The organism is Bradyrhizobium sp. 139, assembly GCF_023074175.1.
Lineage (GTDB): Bacteria > Pseudomonadota > Alphaproteobacteria > Rhizobiales > Xanthobacteraceae > Bradyrhizobium.
Genome location: NZ_JADPKS010000022.1, coordinates 25,627 through 44,350 on the forward strand (window position 1 = coordinate 25,627; position 18,724 = coordinate 44,350).

The 18,724-nt window shown below is 63.7% G+C and carries 17 protein-coding genes; 7 read left to right on the top strand and 10 right to left on the bottom strand.

Going from position 1 to position 18,724, the window contains the following annotated elements; genetic code table 11:
* Nucleotides 1-30: 30 nt before the first annotated feature.
* Together aroB and IVA80_RS05090 are read right to left on the bottom strand one after the other, a co-directional pair.
* A complete protein-coding gene (gene aroB / locus IVA80_RS05085) occupies nt 31-1,179 on the bottom strand; it encodes a 3-dehydroquinate synthase (RefSeq protein WP_247426154.1) in 1,149 nt (382 codons plus the stop codon).
* Nucleotides 1,176-1,799 carry a shikimate kinase gene (locus IVA80_RS05090; RefSeq protein WP_247426155.1) on the bottom strand — a complete coding sequence of 208 codons (624 nt, stop codon included), beginning with the start codon at nt 1,797-1,799 and terminating at the stop codon, nt 1,176-1,178. The genes aroB and IVA80_RS05090 overlap by 4 nt, the downstream gene beginning before the upstream one ends.
* 169 nt (nt 1,800-1,968) lie before the next feature.
* On the opposite strand from IVA80_RS05090, the gene IVA80_RS05095 reads away from it, so the two are divergent.
* The 6 genes from IVA80_RS05095 to IVA80_RS05120 all read left to right on the top strand — a co-directional run bounded on the left by IVA80_RS05095 (nt 1,969) and on the right by IVA80_RS05120 (nt 7,078).
* On the top strand, nt 1,969-2,115 hold the full coding sequence (locus IVA80_RS05095) for a hypothetical protein (RefSeq protein WP_014439243.1): 147 nt from the start codon (nt 1,969-1,971) through the stop codon (nt 2,113-2,115).
* Nucleotides 2,116-2,132: 17 nt separating this feature from the next.
* Nucleotides 2,133-3,089, top strand: a complete 957-nt coding sequence (gene xerD, locus IVA80_RS05100; RefSeq protein WP_247426157.1) for a site-specific tyrosine recombinase XerD — start codon at nt 2,133-2,135, stop codon at nt 3,087-3,089.
* Nucleotides 3,090-3,312: 223 nt separating this feature from the next.
* Nucleotides 3,313-4,275, top strand: coding sequence for an acetyl-CoA carboxylase carboxyltransferase subunit alpha (locus IVA80_RS05105; RefSeq protein ID WP_247426160.1), 963 nt, complete (start codon nt 3,313-3,315; stop codon nt 4,273-4,275).
* 441 nt (nt 4,276-4,716) lie between these two features.
* Entirely contained in the window at nt 4,717-6,279 is a 1,563-nt protein-coding gene (locus IVA80_RS05110; RefSeq protein WP_247426162.1) for a murein L,D-transpeptidase family protein, read from the top strand.
* Between the two features lie 165 nt (nt 6,280-6,444).
* Nucleotides 6,445-6,678, top strand: coding sequence for an AbrB/MazE/SpoVT family DNA-binding domain-containing protein (locus IVA80_RS05115; RefSeq protein WP_247426164.1), 234 nt, complete (start codon nt 6,445-6,447; stop codon nt 6,676-6,678).
* 103 nt (nt 6,679-6,781) lie between these two features.
* A complete protein-coding gene (locus IVA80_RS05120; RefSeq protein ID WP_247426166.1) occupies nt 6,782-7,078 on the top strand; it encodes a PIN domain-containing protein in 297 nt (98 codons plus the stop codon).
* A 37-nt stretch (nt 7,079-7,115) separates the two neighbouring features.
* On the opposite strand, the gene IVA80_RS05125 is transcribed toward IVA80_RS05120, so the two are convergent.
* From IVA80_RS05125 to IVA80_RS05155, 7 genes are all read right to left on the bottom strand, one after another.
* Nucleotides 7,116-7,811, bottom strand: coding sequence for an ABC transporter ATP-binding protein (locus tag IVA80_RS05125; protein WP_247426168.1), 696 nt, complete (start codon nt 7,809-7,811; stop codon nt 7,116-7,118).
* On the bottom strand, nt 7,804-8,538 hold the full coding sequence (locus IVA80_RS05130) for an ABC transporter ATP-binding protein (RefSeq protein ID WP_247426170.1): 735 nt from the start codon (nt 8,536-8,538) through the stop codon (nt 7,804-7,806). The genes IVA80_RS05125 and IVA80_RS05130 overlap by 8 nt, the downstream gene beginning before the upstream one ends.
* Nucleotides 8,525-9,634 (bottom strand): branched-chain amino acid ABC transporter permease, encoded by a 1,110-nt coding sequence (locus IVA80_RS05135; protein ID WP_247426172.1) that lies wholly within the window; start codon nt 9,632-9,634, stop codon nt 8,525-8,527. Before IVA80_RS05135 ends, IVA80_RS05130 begins: the two co-directional genes overlap by 14 nt.
* A 6-nt stretch (nt 9,635-9,640) precedes the next feature.
* Nucleotides 9,641-10,858 (bottom strand): substrate-binding protein, encoded by a 1,218-nt coding sequence (locus IVA80_RS05140; RefSeq protein WP_247426174.1) that lies wholly within the window; start codon nt 10,856-10,858, stop codon nt 9,641-9,643.
* Between the two features lie 4 nt (nt 10,859-10,862).
* Entirely contained in the window at nt 10,863-11,720 is an 858-nt protein-coding gene (locus tag IVA80_RS05145) for a branched-chain amino acid ABC transporter permease (protein WP_247426176.1), read from the bottom strand.
* Nucleotides 11,721-11,858: 138 nt separating this feature from the next.
* On the bottom strand, nt 11,859-13,373 hold the full coding sequence (locus tag IVA80_RS05150; protein WP_247426178.1) for an amidase: 1,515 nt from the start codon (nt 13,371-13,373) through the stop codon (nt 11,859-11,861).
* Nucleotides 13,374-13,540: 167 nt separating this feature from the next.
* Nucleotides 13,541-14,728 (bottom strand): substrate-binding domain-containing protein, encoded by a 1,188-nt coding sequence (locus tag IVA80_RS05155; RefSeq protein ID WP_247426180.1) that lies wholly within the window; start codon nt 14,726-14,728, stop codon nt 13,541-13,543.
* A gap of 178 nt (nt 14,729-14,906) precedes the next feature.
* On the opposite strand from IVA80_RS05155, the gene IVA80_RS05160 reads away from it, so the two are divergent.
* Nucleotides 14,907-15,350, top strand: a complete 444-nt coding sequence (locus IVA80_RS05160) for a MarR family transcriptional regulator (RefSeq protein WP_247390033.1) — start codon at nt 14,907-14,909, stop codon at nt 15,348-15,350.
* Between the two features lie 215 nt (nt 15,351-15,565).
* Here the strand turns inward: IVA80_RS05160 and secA are convergent, their stop codons facing one another.
* Entirely contained in the window at nt 15,566-18,406 is a 2,841-nt protein-coding gene (gene secA / locus IVA80_RS05165) for a preprotein translocase subunit SecA (protein ID WP_247426182.1), read from the bottom strand.
* Nucleotides 18,407-18,724 lie beyond the last annotated feature (318 nt).

Here is an 18,724-nt window from a genome sequence, read left to right on the forward strand (position 1 = left end):
GAAAACGCTTTGGCGCCGTTCAGCCGCGCGTCATGCCTTTTGCGCGAGCTTCTCTTTCAGGAAATCGCGCACCGGAGTCGGCTCGATATCTTTCGCGATGACGGCGCGCCCCACAGCCCCCAGGAGGATGAAAGTCAGCTTGCCGCGCTTGACCTTCTTGTCCTGCGCCATCAGCGCCATCAGCGCGTCGGCATCGGCAAGCCCTTCCTGCGCGAAGCCGGCGATGTCCTGCAAGCGCGTCGGCAAGCCCGCTTCAATGAGGTGACGCTCGACGCGCGCCGCATCGGCCTCGCCGATCATGCCGAGTCTGGCCGAGAACTGCGCCGCCAGCGTCATGCCGATCGCAACGCCCTCGCCGTGGAACAGGCGATCGGAGAAGCCGGTCGCGGCTTCCAGCGCGTGTCCGAAGGTGTGGCCGAGATTGAGCAGCGCGCGCTCGCCGGTCTCGCGCTCGTCGCGCGAGACGACGCCGGCCTTGGCGCGGCAGGAGGTCGCAATCGCATGCTCGCGCGCCGAGCCGCCCTTGAAGATGTCGGAATGGTTCTTCTCCAGCCAGGTGAAGAAAGCCTCGTCGCCGAGCACGCCGTATTTGGCGACCTCGGCATAGCCGGCGCGGAATTGCCGCGGCGATAGGGTGTCGAGCACGGCGGTGTCGGCGATCACCAGCACCGGCTGGTGGAAGGCGCCGAGCAGATTCTTGCCCTGCGGCGAGTTGATGCCGGTCTTGCCGCCGACGCTGGAATCGACCTGCGCCAGCAGCGAGGTCGGCACCTGCACGAAATCGACGCCGCGGCGCAGGATCGCGGCGGCAAAGCCGGCGAGATCGCCGACCACGCCGCCGCCGAGCGCGATGACGAGATCGTTGCGCTCGATCTTCGCGGTGATCAGGGCTTCGCTGACCTTTTCAAGGCCGGCGTAGGTTTTCGAAACCTCGCCCTCCTCGACGACGACGCGCGATGTCGGGATGCCGGCAGCGGCGAGCGAGGCCTCAGCGGGTTCGAGCCAGTATTTCGCGACGGTGCGGTCGGTCACGATCGCGGTGCGCACGCCGGGGCGCAAGCGCGCGACGCGCTCGCCGAGCGAGGCCAGCACGCCGCGGCCGATGAGGATGTCATAAGCGCGGTCGCCGAGCGCGACCTCGACGTTGACAGGTTCGGAATGTTTCAACGGCACGGTCATCGTACGGCACTCGCAACGTCGGCAGGTGGTTCGGCGGCCTGCTTGCCGCAGAGATGGGCGCGCAGCGTCTCGATGGTTTCATCGACGATCCTGTCGTGCGGCACGTCGCGCGAGGCGATGGTGAGATCGGCCTTGCTGTAAACAGGCTCGCGCTCGGTGAGCAGGCGCGTCACGGTTCCTTCGGGATCGGCGGTTTGGAGCAATGGGCGATCGGCACGGCGCCGCACGCGGCGCATGATGACGTCGTGGTCGGCCTTGAGCCAGATCGAAACCGCCTTGGCGGCGATGCGCGCGCGCGTCTCCTCGCGCATGAAGGCGCCGCCGCCGGTCGCCAGCACGATAGGCCCGCCCTCGAGCAGACGCGCGATCACCCGCGCCTCGCCGTCGCGGAAATGCGGCTCGCCGTGGCGCTCGAAGATCTCCGGTATCGTCATGGTGGCCGCCGCTTCGATCTCGGTGTCGGCGTCCACGAATGGCAGTTTGAGCCGCGCCGCCATGCGGCGGCCGATGGTGGATTTGCCCACCCCCATCATGCCGACGAGCACGATCGAGCGGGCCCCGAGCGCCGACAAGATGTCGGCCTCTGGCGAACCGGGGATCGGCAACGCGGCGTCGGACATAGGTCTCGCTCGATCTGCCGCCGAAGGCGGCATGCTTTCGCCACCTATACGACCCCGCAGGGGGCCTCGCCAGAGGACTCTTGCCACGAAACGGCGAACATGTTGGATGATTTCATTGGTTAATTTGCCCGCCAAGCCCCTGACCGAGACTCTCTCCGAGATCCTGCCGATGCCCAGCCTGTTCCGCTTCCTGACGGTCGTCGCCGTGATCGCCGGCATCGTCTATGGCGTGGTCTTCGCGCTGGCGAACTTCGTGAGCCCCAAGTCCCGGGAAATGACGGTGACGATCCCACCGGATAAATTTCTCAAGAAATAAGAGCTAGCTTCCAGGGCATGCGCACTAAGCCCGCCGACACCAAGCTCACCGGCCTGTTCCTCGACATGCTCGCGGCGGAACAGGGCGCCGGCCCCAATACGCTCGATGCCTACCGCCGCGACCTCACCGATTTGTCGGAATTTCTGGGCCGCGTCGGGCACAGCTTTGCCGACGCAGAGACACAAGTCCTGCGCGATTACCTCGCTGATCTCGACAGCCGCGGCTTCAAGTCCACCAGCGTCGCGCGGCGGCTATCCGCGATGCGGCATCTCTACCGCTTTCTCCTGAACGAGCGCATCCGCACCGAGGATCCCGCGGCGATCCTGTCCGGCCCCAAGCGCGGCCGCGGCCTGCCCAAGGTGCTGTCGATCGCGGATGTCGACCGCATGCTTCGCCGCGCCAAGGAATTGAGCGAGGCGGAGGACGCCTCGCCCTCGAAGCAGCTGCGCGCCTTGCGGCTCTATTGCCTGCTCGAAGTGCTCTACGCCACCGGCCTGCGCGTCTCAGAACTGGTGGCGCTGCCGCGCACGGCGGCCAAGCGCGACGCCCGCATGATCGTGGTGCGCGGCAAGGGCGACAAGGAACGCCTGGTGCCGCTCAACGAGGCCTCGCGCCAAGCGATGGCCGATTATCTCGCGGCGACCGAAGCGGCAAAGGCCGAGAAGAAGACCAGCCTCGCCGCCTCGAAATGGCTGTTCCCCTCGTTCGGCGAGAGCGGGCATCTGACGCGCCAGCACTTCGCCCGCGACCTCAAGGAACTCGCGGTCGCCTCGGGGCTGCAGGCCCGGCTGGTCTCCCCGCACGTGCTGCGCCACGCCTTTGCCAGCCACCTCCTGCACAACGGCGCTGACTTACGCATCGTGCAGACCCTGCTCGGCCACACCGACATCTCGACGACCCAGATCTACACCCATGTCGTCGAGGAGCGGCTGAAGAGCCTGGTGCGCGACCTGCACCCGCTGGCGGAGAAGTAGCCGCTGCCGTAGCCTGGATGGAGCGCACGCTGCGTCCAGGCTGCGGGCAACCCATGAAACCGCCTTGACTTCGGCCACATCTCCGCAGAAAGAGCCGTGGCCTCACGCATGGTTTGGCGGGCCCGCCAAGAGCACACAAGCCAACTCATTGAAGAAGCTACACTTCTTTCCGCAGCTCCGAATCCACTTCGACGCTCCGCCCTGTCCTCCCTATATTGAGTTGATGCCAGACCAGATGCGCAGCTATCTCGATTTCGAAAAGCCCGTTGCCGAGCTCGACTCCAAGCTCGACGAGTTGCGCACGCTGGCGGCCTCCGGCAGCGACATCGCCGAGGAGATCGGACGGATCGAGGACAGGGCGGCGCAGGCGCTCGCCGACCTCTATCTGAACCTGACGCCGTGGCAGAAGACGCTGGTCGCGCGGCATCCGCAGCGGCCGCATTTCAACGACTTCATCAAAGGCCTGATCACCGAGTTCACCCCGCTCGCCGGCGACCGCAAGTTCGGCGAGGACGAGGCGCTGGTCGCCGGCTTCGGCCGTTTCCGGGGTGAGGCCATCTGCGTGATGGGCCAGGAAAAGGGCGATTCCACCGAGAGTCGCATCCGGCACAATTTCGGCATGGCGCGGCCGGAAGGCTATCGCAAATGCGTGCGGCTGATGGAGATGGCCGAGCGATTCGGTCTGCCGGTGCTGTCGCTCGCCGATTCCGCCGGCGCCTATCCCGGCATCGGCGCCGAAGAGCGCGGTCAGGCCGAGGCGATCGCGCGCTCGACCGACGCCTGCATGGCGCTGACCGTGCCCAACGTCGCCATCATCACCGGCGAGGGCATGTCGGGCGGCGCCATCGCCATCACCACCGCCAACAAGGTGCTGATGCTGGAGCACGCGATCTACAGCGTGATCTCGCCCGAGGCGGCGTCCTCGATCCTCTGGCGCGACGGCTCCAAGGCGCAGGAAGCCGCCAACAACATGAAGATCACCGCCCAGGACATGCTCCGCTTCGGGGTGATCGACGGCATTTTGAAGGAGCCGGTCGGCGGCGCCCATCGCGACCCTGCCGCCATGATCGCCACCACAGGCGATGCCATCGCCAAGGCCTTCGACGAGCTCCGCGGCCTGGATGGCGACGCGGTCCGCAAGCAGCGGCGGCAGAAATTCCTCGATATCGGCCGGAAACTGGGCTGATTCGGGCTGTCTTGGCGCCGTAGGGTGGGTTAGCCGCAGGCGTAACCCACCATTGGCCGTCCCCACGGACGCAAAAGAGGTGGGTCACGCTTCCGCTAACCACCCTACGCAGCTCCTGCAGTAACCCCGCATTAACCCTTTTTTTGCCCAAATCGGCGATCTCAGTGGTGGTTTGGCCGGTAGGCCCAAGTAGGCCCAAGTAAGGCCCAAAGTCGCGTCCATTTAGGCTTGGTTGACCATGCTACTGGGCCAACGTGCTCGTGATCCCCGCTCGGGTTGCGACCACATGACCCAGAGGTTAGAATTTTAATCAATGGCTTCAGGGCATAAGCGCTGGAGCGTGGTTCGAAAAAGCCCGTCACGACGGGTCCGGATCTCCGGTCGGATCATGCTTCGAGATTGGGGTTCGCGCTTCTTGCCCGGCACGGTGTGGGGTCCGTCTTGATTTCTCGTTCGCTCGCTCGCGCGCTTTTGGCTTCGGTTGCGCTCGCCGCCAGCATTGTGCTGGCCGGCTGCGACACCGACCAGGTTTCGCTCGCGACCAACGCCAAGGCCAACCAGCCGGTACCGCCAAAGCTTCTCGCCGCGATGGTCGAGAAGGACATGGACCTGCAATCGCCGATGCTAGTCCGCCTGTTCAAGCAGGAGGCCGAGTTGGAGGTCTGGAAGCAGACTCGAAGCGGCCGGTTCGCGCTGCTGAAGACCTATCCGATCTGCCGCTGGTCGGGCGATCTCGGCCCGAAGGTGCGCGAGGGCGATCGTCAGGCTCCCGAGGGATTCTATTCGATCAATCCCGGCCAGATGAATCCGCAATCGGCCTATTACCTCTCCTTCAACACGGGCTATCCCAACGCCTTCGACAAGGCGCTCGGCCGCTCCGGCTCGCAGCTGATGGTGCATGGCGATTGCTCCTCGCGCGGCTGTTACGCGATGACGGACGAGCAGATCGCGGAGATTTATTCGCTCGGCCGCGAGTCCTTCTTCGGGGGCCAGAAGGCGTTCCAGCTGCAGGCCTATCCATTCAAGATGACGCCGGTGAACATGGCCAAGCACCGGAACAATCCGAACATGGCGTTCTGGAAGATGATCAAGGAAGGCTATGATCATTTCGAGGTGACGCGGCAGGAGCCGAAGGTCGATTTCTGCGAGAAGAAGTACGTCTTCGACGCGGCAAAGGCGCCCGATGCGAAGCGCGACCTCGTGTTCGACGCCTCGGCAAAGTGCCCGGCCTACGTGATCCCCGAGGATGTCGCGAGCGCCGTGCGCGAGAAGCAGGCGAAGGACGAAGCCGAATACGCCAAGCTCGTCTCCCGCGGTACGCCGGTTGCGCGCATGAACACCGGCATCGACGGCGGCATGAACAAGATTTTTGCGGCGAAGATTCCCGAAGGCTCGACCGGCCTGTCGGAGGGCGCCGAAGGCAATACCCTCCAGATGCTGGCGATGTCGAAGGCGCCCGGCACGATCCCCGGTCACGTCAATCCGCCGAAGCCGAATCTCGACGGGGCCGCAGCTACCGCGCCTCAGGAAGAGCCGGTTGTCGCCGTCGCAGCCCCCGCCGCCAGCACCCGCGTCGCCGCGGCCGCGCCCGCCGAGAAATCCCAAGAGAAATCCCAAGAGAAATCGCAAGGCGGCTTTTTCTCCAACCTCGGCCGCAAGATGGGCATAGGCAGCGCCGACACGACGGCGACCTCGCCTCCCCCGCAAGCCACCGCGTCCGTGGCCCCGGCCACCACGACGTCGCCGCCCACCGCAGCGTCCCGGCTGAAAGCCGCGGTGACCCGGTTCGTGCCCGGCCGCGACACGTCCAAGGATGCGCCGAAGCCAGCCGTTGCCGTCGCCAAGCCCGCCGAACCTGCGAAGCCCGACACCCGCCTCGCCGCGACCCGCCCCGCGCTGAAGCCGTCGGTGTCGGATGGCGCGGGTGAAGCGACCCAGATCATGGGAGCGGCGCCGGTGGTGCAGTCGAACTCGTTCGACAGCCGGTTTGGGGCGGTGAAGTAAGGCGGGCGGCGGCTCTCGCTGTTTTCTGCCTTAAAGCCACTGCTGCAACTCCCCGGAGACCGTGCCGCAGCCGTTTAGCTCACGTGTTGCCGCTGCTCGCTACTTGCAGGAAATTATATCCTACCTATGATATACACATATGCACAGGATATCATGGAGGCAAGAATGCAGGTTTCCAAGTGGGGTAACAGCCTCGCGGTCCGCTTGCCCAAAGCGCTTGTGGAAGAGCTTGGCCTCAAAGAGGGCGACGAACTCGACGTCGTTGCCGCCCGTAAGAGTACGATCGAAGTCGAGACCAAGGAAGAACGTCGCCGGCGGGCGATCGAGAACCTCGCCTCGCTCAATTGGGTTCTTCCTGCCGACTACAAGTTCGATCGCGACGAAGCGAACGAGCGGTGAAGGCATTTTTTGATTCCAACATCCTCGTTTACACCGCGACATCCGATCCGAAAAACAGCAGGCCGCCGGCTGCCTCGCCCGCGGCGGCTATGTAAGTGTTCAGGTGTTGAACGAGTTCGTCCATGTCGCCCGCCGAAAGCTCCGCGCTGATTGGCCGCAAATCGAATTCGCTCTTCAGCAGTTTCGAGTTTCGTTTGTTGACGTCGTCCCGATCACGCTGAACACCCACGCGAGCGCTCTCGCCGTAGCCCGAAACCACGGCTTCGCATTCTATGATGCGCTCATCGTCGCTGCCGCGGTCGAAGCAGGCTGCGATATCCTCTATAGCGAAGACATGCAACACGGCCGCAGCATCGAGGGACTCACGATCATCAATCCCTTCCGGGAAGCCACGCTCTGAGTGCGGCAGACCAAGCGATTTGACGCGGCTGTGTTGCCTATGGCGCCAGATAGCGCACCAGCTCCGGATTGTCCCTCACCTCTCCCGCCCGCCCCTGCAGCGCAACCCTTCCGCGATCCAGCACGTAGGCGTAATCGGCGACGCGCAGCGCCAGATCGAGATGCTGCTCGACGATGATGACGGCGATGTTCTTGGCGAGCTCGATCAGGCGTTCGGTGATCTCCTCGATCACGCCGATCCAGACGCCTTCGGTCGGCTCGTCGAGTAGCAGCAGCTTTGGATCGCCGAGCATCGCGCGGCCGATGGCGAGCATCTTGCGCTCGCCGCCGGAGAGGGTGCCGGCGGGCTGGTCGAGGCGCTGGCCGAGTTTGGGGAAGATCGTCAGGACGTGGTCGACGGCGTCGGCCTTCCTGCTCGCGAGCGAGCCGACCGCGAGATTGTCGCGCACCGACAGGCGCGCAAACACCGAGTGCTCCTGCGGCACGTAGCCGATGCCGGCGCGCACGCGCTCCTGGGTTGCGCGGCGGCTGATGTCGCGGCCGTCGAAGGCGAGCTCGCCCTTCCACGTCGGCAGCTCGCCGACAATGGTCTTCATCAGCGTGGTCTTGCCGGCGCCGTTGCGCCCCAACACGGCGACGCCGCCGCGCCAGGGAATCCCAAGGTTGACGTCGAACAGGACCTGGCTGCGGCCATAGCCGGCGTCGAGATGCTTGATGTCCAAAAATTCAGGCACGGCGCAGATAAATCTCCTGGACGGACTTGTTGGCCTGGATCTCGGACACGGTGCCTGATGCCAGCACCTTGCCCTGGTCGAGCACGGTGAGACGGTCACAGATGTCGCGGATGAAATCGAGGTCGTGCTCGACGATGACGAGCGAGCAGTGCTGCTTGATCGGCTGGAGCAGTTCGCCGGTGACGCGCCGCTCCTCAAGGCTCATGCCGCCGGTCGGCTCGTCCAGCAAGAGAAGCTTGGGTTTACCCGCGAGCGCCATCGCGATCTCCAGCCATTGCTGCTGGCCGTGCGACAGCGCGGCCGCCGCGTCGAAGGCGCGATCGGCGAGACGGAACTGGGTGAGCATCGTCATGACCTGATCGTGCAGGAGCCTGCGCGTGCGCGAGAACACCAGGTCGAATAGCGATGACTGCGCCTGGAGCGCGAGCAGGATGTTGTCGTAGAGCGTCAGCGTCGGCAGCACGCTGGTGATCTGGAATTTCAGACTCATGCCGGCGCGGGCGCGCTCGGTCGGCGTGAACGCAGTGATGTCGGCATTGAGAAAGGAGACCTTGCCCTGCGTCGGCACCTCGGCGCCCGCAATGCACTTCATCAGCGTGCTCTTGCCGGAGCCGTTCGGGCCGATCAGGCCGTGAAACTCGTTCTCGCCGACGGTAAGCGCGGCGCCGTCGAGCGCGGTGAGCTTGCCAAAAATCTTCTTGATACCGGCGGCTTCAAGGAGCGGCATTGCGCTTCTCCTTTTCGGTCTCCTTGGCGGCGGCACCGAAGCTGCCAACCCGTTCGCGCTCTCCTGACACAAGACTGATCAGGCCGAGCGGCCGGAACAGGATCACGAGCAGCAGCAACAGGCCGAGAATGATCGGCCAGATGTCGCGGTAATTGTCCGACAGCCAGAAGCTGACGCCCTCGACGATGACGGTGCCGATCACGGCGCCGATCAGCGTGCCGGAACCGCCGAACAGCACATAGAGCACGACCTGGGTCGAGACCACGACGCCGACCATGTTGGGCCAGACGAACCCTTCATGGAAGGCATAGAGGCTGCCGGCAAGACCCGCGATCGCGCCGCCGATCGCGAAGATGATCGCCTTGAGATGCTGGGCCTTGTAGCCGAAGAAGGCGATGCGCTGCTCGTTCTCGCGCAGGCCCGCGAGCGCCAGCCCGAATTGCGAGCGCACCAGGAAGCGGCAGAGCAGGTAGACCACGACAAGAATGCCGAGCACAAGATAATAGAAGGGTGGCCCTTCCAAGAATTCGTAGCCACCGATGGTCATCGGCGCGATCGAGGGAATGCCGTTCTGGCCGCCAAGGTAGTACCAGCCGCGTGCCAGGCGATCGGCGGCGTAGGAACCGGTCAGCGTACCCAGCGACACGAAGATGACGCTGGAGGGATGCCGCCCGAGCAGCAGGAAGCCGCCGAGCAGCAGCGCAAAGGTGAGGCCGATGATCGTGCCGGCAGGCAGCACCAGGAAGATGTTGGTGATGTCGAGGTCGCGCGCGAGCAGCGCGACGCCATAGCCGGCCGAACCGAAGAACAGGGCCTGGCCGAAGCTCATGATGCCGGCATAGCCCCAGACCAGGTCGAACGACAACGCAAACAGCGCCAGGATGATCACGCGCGTCGCGAACACCGTGAGATAGTCCTGCAGCACCAGCGGCGCGAACAGCGCCGCGACGAGCACGACGCCTTCCACGATCGGCAGGACTCTTCGTCCTGTCTCGACTTGTTCCTTGGCCTGTCCCGCTGCCACGCGTTCAGCCATCGCATCGTCCGCTTCATCGTCGGCGATGGCCTCTCTTACCACACTCATCGACTTCAGCATTCCGCCTCAGCATTCCTTGGGATCGACGAGCCCGTCGCTGCGGCCGACGATCTCGTAGTTCCCGCCCTTGGCGACCGCGGTGTACATCTTCATCTTGCAGTGCCGCTTGCCCGGCACCATCTCGGCCGGTCCGCCAGGGCCTTCGGCAATCTTGGCGTGATCAAGCGCGGCGGCAACCGACTCGCGGTCGATCTTGCCGGCTTCCTTCACTGCGGCCTCCCACAGCTTCAGGCCGCGATAGGTGCCGGTGGCGGCGCTGCCCGCCGCAAACAGGAAGTTACCCGGAAAATCCTTCTCATAAGCCGCCTGGATCTTGGCGTCGAACGGGTTCTCCTTTGTCAGCACCTTGAAGTAATCGAGACAGCTTGCGAGCCCTTCGATCTCGTTCGCCTGGTTGATGTTGAGCGTGTTCTCGTCATAGTAGACGCAGGCCAGGCGTCCGCCGTTCTTGAGGAAACCCGCTTCATAGAGCTGCTTGAAGAACGGGCCGACGCCCGGCGGGATGACGGTGTTGAAGACGACGTCGACCTTGTTGGAGATGATGCGGTTGACGGTCGAGGAAAAGTCGACCTGGTCGAGCGGATAATACTCCTCGAATACGACCTCGCCGCCGTTGGCTTCGATCACCTTGCGGGCATAGACGTTGAGCGTGTGCGGCCAGACATAGTTGGCGCTCGGCAGCGCGAACTTCTTGCCGCCGTTCTTGATCAGCCAGGGAATGAACTCGTCACACTGCTGCGCCGGCGTCGGCCCGGTGCAGAACAGATAGGGTGTGCACTCCTTGCCTTCGTAGAGCTGCGGATAGATGTAGAGCGTCTTGCCGCGCGCCACGATCGGGTCCTTGATCGCGTTGCGCATCGACGAGGTGATGCCGCCCAGCACCATGTCGACCTTGTCGCGCTGGATCAGCTTTCGGACGTTGCCGACCGCGACGGATTCGTTGGAGGCGGTGTCCTCGATATAGAGCTCGAGCGGGCGGCCGAGCAGACCACCGGCCGTATTGATCTCCTTGATCACCATTTTTGCGACATTGGCATCGGCATTGCCGGCATAGGCGATCGGGCCGGTGAGGTCGGTCGCGATGCCGACCTTGATCGGGCCTTGCGCCGCGTTCGCCCAAGGCGCCGGGATCACCCAGCTTCCGACGCCAGTCGCGACCGCGCCGGACGCAAAGGCGACATTGGAGAGAAAGCGGCGGCGTGAGAGCTGAATACGATCGAACATGTGACTAAACCCCTCTTCCAGCGATGAGGCCCTGTGGCCGAAATTTGATGAAGACAATGGCGAGCACGAAGACGAGGATGTCGGCGACGACGGGCGCCATCACCCATGGCAGCGCGGCGCTGAGCGTGCCGATGACGCCGGCGCCCGCGACCGGTCCGATGAAGGAGCCGACGCCGCCGACCATCACCGCGACAAAGCCCTGGATCAGGAAGCGCAGGCCGAGATCGGCGTACAGGCTGAACACCGGGACGATCAGCGCACCGGCAAGGCCGGCGAGCGCGGAGCCAAACGCAAACGTGGCGCCGTACATCAAGGGCGTGGAAATCCCGGACGCGCGCGCCAGCGACGGGTTTTCCAGCGTGGCGCGCATGCGCAGGCCGAAGCTCGTGCGCGACAGCAGGAGGTAGCAGCCCGCCATCACCAGCAGCGTGATGATGATAATGGTGAAGCGCCAGGCCGAGATGTGGATCGTACCGATGTCGATGGAGCCACCGATCGGCTCGGGCACGGTCAGATAGAAGCCTCCGATCAGCCCGCGCACGACTTCGCGGATGATCAGGCCGAGCGCATAGGTGCCGAGCATCGCCACGATCGGCGCGGCGTAGAAGCGGCGGATGATCAGCGCCTCCAGCACGAAGCCGAGCGCACCGACCACGAAGGGCGCCGCGACCATGCCGGCCCAGATCGGCAGACCTTTGGCGTAGGCGAGATAGGTGATGTAGGCCCCGAGCAGGACGAACTCTCCTTGCGCGAAATTGAAGATGCCCATCATGCTGGCGATGATCCCGAGCCCCAGCACGATCAGGACGATGATCGCGCCAAAGCTCAGGATCTCGAACGCCGCGGCGAACGCGTTAGCCATACGCCAGAGCCTTTCCCGTTCCGATGAAATCGGAACGGGGCTCTGGATTCTTGTTTTGACGCGTTTTCTTGACGCGAACCGGTATCCACTTCGCTCGAAAACGCTCCGGTGTTCCGTTCGCCTGCATCAGTGCCTCGCTCACATCTTCTTCCAGTCGCCGATCTGCTCGAAGGCATGGGCGGCGCGGTAGATCGTGGATTCTTCGAACATGCGGCCGACGAGCATCAGGCCGACGGGCAGGCCGTCGACCATGCCGCAGGGCAGCGACATCGCGGGATGATGGGTGATGTCGAACGGGGCGGTGTTGGAGATCATCTCCAGCGCGCGGGCGACATAGTCCTCGCGGCTGGCGGTGGGCTCCGGCAACTTCGTCGCCTTCATCGGGGTCGTCGGCAGCAGCAGCAGGTCATATTCGCCGAACGCCTTGTCATAGGCCGCGGTCAGGCGACGCGAAATGTTGAGTGCCTTGCCGTAATAGCGGGGACCGAAGGTGTTGTTGATGTAGGTGCCGAGCAGCAGGAACAGCTTTGTGGTTTCCGACAGCGAATCCGCCTGCCGCCGCCAGCCGCGATGGAAGTCCATCAACGAGGTCGAATAAAGGTCGGAACGGCTGAGGCCGTAGCCGTCGCCATACATCATTGTCTGGGTCATGCCCTCCGTGCCGATCGGCGTCCAGATCGCAGGACCGAGGAGATGCATCGGGATCGAGACGGTTTCGACGGTGGCGCCGAGGTCCCTAAAACGCTTGGCCGCCTCGCGCACGCTTTCATTCACGGCAGACTCCGCGGTCGCCTGCTCAAAGCCTTCCTTGAGAATGCCGATCTTCATGCCCTTGACGCCCTGGCCGAGCGCCTTGGTGTAGTCCTCGACCTTCGGGGCCTTGATGCGGGGATCGTAACCGTCGTCGCCGGCGAGGACTTCGAGCAGCAGCGCGTTGTCGGCGACGGTCGCCGTCATCGGGCCGGTGTGGTCGACAAAGACCTCGATCGGCATGATACCGGTATAGGGGACAAGGCCCCAGGTCGGCTTCATGCCGTAGGTGCCGCAGAACGAGGACGGCATGCGGATCGAGCCGCCCTGGTCGCCGCCGATCGCCATGTCGACCTCGCCGAGCGCGACGACGACGCCGCTTCCCGAGGACGAACCGCCGGCCGAATAGCCCATCTTGTGCGGATTGTGGACCGCGCCCACGGCGTTGGTGTGGCTGCCGCCGGACATGCAGAAGGATTCGCAATGCACCTTGCCGGCGATTTCGGCGCCGGCATCGAGCATGCGCGTGACGATGGTGGCGTCGAAATCGGGAACGTAACCTTCGAGCGTCGCCGAACCGTTCATCATGGGAACGCCGGCGAGCATGATATTGTCCTTCAACGCGACGGTCTTGCCCTTCAGCTTGCCGCTGGCAGCGCCCTTCACGGTCGACTTGCGGTACCAGGCGTTGCGCGGGTTCTCTTCCGGCGAGGGCCGGTAGCCCGGCGTGCGCGGATATTTGACCTCCGGCACCTCGTCCGGCATCGCGCCGACGAGATTGTAGGCTTCGACCGAGCCCTGCATCAGGCCGCGAAACGAAGCGACATCATCATCGGACAGCGCAAGGCCGCACTGCTCTGCGACGCTGCGAAGTTGGGCTGGCGTGGGAAGGACAACTGTCACGGCGCTCTCCTGAAGTTTCTTTGAACGATCCCTGCGCGCGCGGCCGCGATTGGCGCGTCGCGCTCAGCGGCCTTTGCCGAAACATTCAAAACGGAAAAATTTTCCTTTTCAAGTATTATTTTAAAGTGCGGCTGTCCGGATTGCCGCGCCGGAATCGGACGCCAAGGTCAGACCGGCTTGATCAGCTTGAAATCGAGGCCGTCGGCCTCGGCGAGATACATCTGCATCCGGGCGTGGCCGTTGCGAACGACGACCGGGCCGCGCGCGCCGCCATAAACGATGTTGCGGCCCGCCGCGAGCATGGGCGCCATCGACAGCGAGCCGGCTTTTTTCGCCACGGCTTCGAGGAAACGCAAACCTTCATAGCTCGACTGGCCAAGCGAGCCGATCGGCGGGGCGTTCGGCCCGAACATCGCGCGATAGCGGATCTGGAAGTCGTCGTTGGCCGGCGAGCCGATTCCGGAGAAATAGCCGGATGCGCAGAACAGGTTCTCGCTGTTGTCTGCGCCGATCCCGAGCAGCACCGTCTCATCCATGGCCCCCGCCAGCCGCAGCGTCGTGGCGCCGAGGCCGCATTCGCCGAAGGCACGATTGAAGGTGATGCTGTCGGTGCCGATCAGCGAGATCAGCACGACGTCCGGCTTGGCGGCGCGGATGCGCGCGAGATGCGGCTCGTGGTTATCCTCGCCGAGAGGAACGAACTCCTCACCGACGACTTGGCCGCCAGTTTCCCTGATGTAGTTCTTCACGGCCCGGTGCGATTGCCAGGGCCAGACGTAGTCGCTGCCGATCAGGTACCAGCGCGATGCCTTCTTGACGTCGGCAAGCCAATGGATCGACGGCCGGCTCTGCCAGCGCGGCGTCTCGCCGATCGCCATCACGCCCGGCGTGCGCTCGCCGCCCTCATAGACGGGCGTATAGATGTAGGGAATGCGGTGGCGTGTGGTGACTTTGCGAAGGCCCACGCGGACTGCGCTGGTGTGCATGCCGACGATCAGGTCGACCTCGTCGAAAGCGACCGCCTGCTCGGCGCGATCCAGGACTTCATCGAGCGGGCCGCCCGCATCATAGATCGAAAGCTCGATCTCGCGTCCGAGAATGCCGCCACGCTTGTTGATCTCGGCCACTGCGAGTTGCGCACTGTTTGTTCCGCACGGCCCCCACACGCCGGGCGAGCCGGTGCAGCAAATGAAGCCACCGATGCGCAGCTTGTTTTGCGCGCCGCGGCGCTTGAAGAAATGCGCGTCGACTGGAGACAGGTCGACGTCGGCCGCCGACGACGACAGATTCCTGAACAGCAAAGACGGAGGCAACGCCGGGCCGCCGTGAGCCGGGAAATTTACCGTCGCGCGCACGCCAACTCCTGTCTGGGACCAGACTTGAAAGCACATTCAGCAGGCGGCCGCGGCTTCCGCCCTTTTGTTAGGCAAACATCCTATTTTGAAAATATTGAATATTCAAGAATTGAAGTGCATATAGATGCAGCATTGATTGCAAGACATTCACTCATTTGGGTCAAGACGAAGTCTTACCGTGGCAAAACCGTCGAAAGAAAACTCCCCGATCACCGAACACCTCGCTTATTTGCTCGCGCAAGCTAACCGGGAGATCAACCGGCAGCTCGAACTGCGGTTGAGCAAGGAAGGGGTCCCCGTCGAGCAATGGCGCATCCTGAAAGTCCTGTCGGACGGCAACGGCCATTCGATGGGCGAGCTTGCGGGCGCGGTGCTGCTCAACCATCCGACGCTGACCAAGATGATCGACCGCATGGTCTCGGACACGCTGGTCTATCGCGTGCAGGACCCGAACGACCGCCGCAAGGTGCTGATGTTCATCTCCGATCGCGGCAAGGTGCTGTGCAAGAAGCTCAACTCGCTCGCGGTGGATCAGGAGGAGCACATCCTGGAGAGCTACGGCGACAAATCGACGAGCGAATTGAAGCGGCTGCTGGAGAGCCTGATCGACAGCTCGAATTGAGTGGTGAAGCAGCCGCGCGTATCGCGCCTTGCTGGACGGCCGTAGCCCGGATGGAGCGCGCGCGCAATCCGGGTCTTTCTTACATAACGACAGGATTCCCGGATTGCGCTGCGCTCCATCCGGGCTACGGGCTTGCGTGAGCCTTGGCTTTCGCGGAACGACGACAGTAGAAAGTGAGGCGCTGGCGTTGCGTCTCACGCCTGCGGGGCTAGCTGCTAACCATACCGCCCATGACAATGCTTGTACTTCTTGCCTGAGCCGCACGGGCAATCCTCGTTGCGGCCGATCTTGCCCCAGGATGCCGGGTTCTTCGGATCGCGCAGCGCTGCGTCGGTGGCCTGCGCTCCGAGTGTGATGCTGGCGAGCGCCATTTCGTCCTCGCCGGTGTTCGGGTCGAGCTTGTGCGCTTCCATCTGCGGCAGCATCGGGGCTTCCTGCTCCGGCGGGACGATCTCGACGCGCATCAGCTGCGCGGTGACGGCTTCGCGCAAATGAGCACTCATCTCCTGGAAGAGATTGAAGGCCTCGGTCTTGTACTCCTGCAGCGGATCGCGCTGGCCGTAACCACGCAGGCCGATGACCTGGCGCAGATGGTCGAGCATGATCAGGTGCTCGCGCCAGAGATGGTCGAGCGTCTGGAGCAAAATGGTCTTCTCGACATAACGCATCACGTCGGGACCCCACTGCCCGACCTTGGCCGCCATGTGTTCGTCGGCGCGGGTCTCGATGCGGGCGAGCAGCTCCTCGTCGGCGATGCCCTCTTCCTTGGCCCAGTCCTCGACCGGCAGGTCGAGATCGAGCACGCGTTTCAGCTCTTCCTTCAGGCCGGCGGTGTCCCACTGCTCGGCATAAGCATGCTCGGGCACGTGCTTGGCGACGAGATCGTCGATGAAGGCGTGCCGCATGTCGGAGATCGTCTCGGCGACGCTCTCGTCCTTCATCAGTTCGACGCGCTGGTCGAAGATCACCTTGCGCTGGTCGTTCTGGACGTTGTCGAACTTGAGCAGGTTCTTGCGGATGTCGAAGTTGCGGGCCTCGACCTTCTGCTGGGCCTTCTCGAGCGCCTTGTTGATCCAGGGATGGATGATCGCCTCGCCCTCTTGCAGGCCAAGACGCTGGAGCATGCTATCGAGACGATCCGAACCGAAAATGCGCATCAGATCGTCTTCCAGCGACAGGAAGAATTTCGAGCGGCCCGGATCGCCCTGACGGCCGGAGCGGCCGCGCAGCTGGTTGTCGATGCGGCGGGATTCGTGACGCTCGGAACCCATGATGTAGAGGCCGCCGGGCTTCTTCACGGTCTTGGCGGGCTTGCTACCCTTCGCCGGCTCGAGCTCGACGGTCTCCTCGGCCTTCAGCACGATATCGCGGAAGTGCTCGATGTCCGCCTTGATCTGCTCGATCTTGCTGGCCTTCGCGGCTTCGTCCTCGATACCAGCAGTCTCCTGCTGGATGCGCATCTCCAGCGAGCCCCCGAGCTTGATGTCGGTGCCGCGACCGGCCATGTTGGTTGCGATCGTGATCGCGCCGGGCACGCCGGCTTCGGCGACGATATAGGCTTCCTGCTCGTGGAAGCGCGCGTTCAGCACCGCGAACAGCTTGGCCGGCTTGCCGGCGCGGGCCGCGGCGTACAGCTTCTGCATCGAATTTTCGTTACCGAAATCGATCTGCCGATAGCCGTGCTTCTTCAAATATTCGGCGATCACTTCCGATTTTTCGATCGAGGCGGTACCGACCAGCACCGGCTGCAATCGTGCATTGGCGCGCTCGATCTCGGCCAAAATCGCGGCATATTTCTCGTTCTGGGTGCGATAGACCTCGTCGTCCTCGTCCAGACGAGCGACCGGCAGGTTGGTCGGGATTTCCACGACCTCGAGCTTGTAGATGTCGAACAATTCGTCGGCTTCGGTCAGCGCCGTGCCGGTCATGCCGGCGAGCTTTTCGTACATCCGGAAATAATTCTGGAAGGTGATCGAGGCCAGGGTCTGGTTTTCCGGCTGGACCTGGACGTGCTCCTTGGCTTCCAGCGCCTGGTGTAGGCCTTCGGAATAGCGCCGGCCGGCCATCATGCGCCCGGTGAACTCGTCGATGATCACGACCTCGTCGTCGCGAACGATGTAGTCCTTGTCGCGGGTGAACAGCGTGTGGGCGCGCAGCGCCTGGTTGATGTGGTGCACGACGGAGACGTTCTCGACGTCGTAGAGCGACTCGCCCTTGAGCTGGCCGGCGTCGCGCAGCAGCGTCTCGATCTTCTCCATGCCGGCTTCGGTCAGCGTCACCGTACGCTGCTTCTCGTCGACGTCGTAGTCGGTCTTGTCGAGCTTGGGCAGGAAGCCGTCGATGGTGTTGTAGAAGTCCGAGCGGTCGTCGAGCGGGCCGGAGATGATCAGCGGCGTGCGCGCTTCGTCGATCAGGATGGAATCGACCTCGTCGACGATGGCGTAGAAGTGCGGGCGCTGGACCATGTCCTCGAGCCGGTACTTCATGTTGTCGCGCAGATAGTCGAAGCCGTATTCGTTGTTGGTGCCGTAGGTGATGTCGCAGGCATAGGCCGTCTTGCGCTCGGAATCGTCCAGACCATGGACGATCACGCCGGTAGTCAGGCCGAGGAAGCCGTAGATCTGGCCCATCCAGGCGGAGTCACGGCGAGCGAGATAGTCGTTCACGGTGACGACGTGGACACCCTTGCCGGCGAGTGCGTTCAGGTACACCGCAAGCGTTGCGACCAGCGTCTTGCCTTCGCCGGTCTTCATCTCGGCGATGTCGCCCTCGTGCAGCACTATCCCGCCGATCAGCTGCACGTCGAAATGGCGCTGGCCGAGCGTGCGCTTGGCGGCTTCGCGCACGGTGGCGAAGGCCGGCACCAGCAGATCGTCAAGCGTTTTGCCCTCGGCGATCTGCTTCCTGAACTCGGCCGTGCGTGCCTTCAGCGCCTCGTCGGAGAGGTTCGAGACCTCTGGCTCCAGCGCGTTGATCGCGTTGACGCGGGACTGATATCCCTTCACCCGCCGGTCGTTGGCGGAGCCGAAAAATTTGCGGGCGAGCGCGCCGATCATGCCTAGTTCCTGTGTTCGCGATTCAACCGCGGTGCAGCCAAGAGGTTGTCGCCCGCCTGCCCATCAACTCACCGTGACGCCCGATGGCGCCAGAGCCCGGACTGCGGGGGTCATCCGCCATATGGGTGGGAATTGGGCAAGTCTGGGTTCAACGGCCAAAAACGCAGCAAAATAAACGCTATCGCCATGGTCGCGACCGGGCAGAGATATGGCCCGGTCAGGGCCTTGTCAACGGCGGGCGCATTGCGGCTAATTCATCATTTTGACAGACTTTTCGCGTTGCCAAGCCCCCCTGAATTGGGCGAGTGTCCGCCCCGC

Coding starts and splice junctions, on each gene's coding strand:
- IVA80_RS05105 (WP_247426160.1), top strand. CDS start 3,313: ATGCCAGACCAGATGCGCAGCTATCTCGATTTCGAAAAGCCCGTTGCC.
- IVA80_RS05090 (WP_247426155.1), bottom strand. CDS start 1,799: ATGTCCGACGCCGCGTTGCCGATCCCCGGTTCGCCAGAGGCCGACATC.
- IVA80_RS05135 (WP_247426172.1), bottom strand. CDS start 9,634: ATGCTGAAGTCGATGAGTGTGGTAAGAGAGGCCATCGCCGACGATGAA.
- aroB (WP_247426154.1), bottom strand. CDS start 1,179: ATGACCGTGCCGTTGAAACATTCCGAACCTGTCAACGTCGAGGTCGCG.
- IVA80_RS05095 (WP_014439243.1), top strand. CDS start 1,969: ATGCCCAGCCTGTTCCGCTTCCTGACGGTCGTCGCCGTGATCGCCGGC.
- IVA80_RS05145 (WP_247426176.1), bottom strand. CDS start 11,720: ATGGCTAACGCGTTCGCCGCGGCGTTCGAGATCCTGAGCTTTGGCGCG.
- xerD (WP_247426157.1), top strand. CDS start 2,133: ATGCGCACTAAGCCCGCCGACACCAAGCTCACCGGCCTGTTCCTCGAC.
- IVA80_RS05140 (WP_247426174.1), bottom strand. CDS start 10,858: ATGTTCGATCGTATTCAGCTCTCACGCCGCCGCTTTCTCTCCAATGTC.
- IVA80_RS05130 (WP_247426170.1), bottom strand. CDS start 8,538: ATGCCGCTCCTTGAAGCCGCCGGTATCAAGAAGATTTTTGGCAAGCTC.
- secA (WP_247426182.1), bottom strand. CDS start 18,406: ATGATCGGCGCGCTCGCCCGCAAATTTTTCGGCTCCGCCAACGACCGG.
- IVA80_RS05115 (WP_247426164.1), top strand. CDS start 6,445: ATGCAGGTTTCCAAGTGGGGTAACAGCCTCGCGGTCCGCTTGCCCAAA.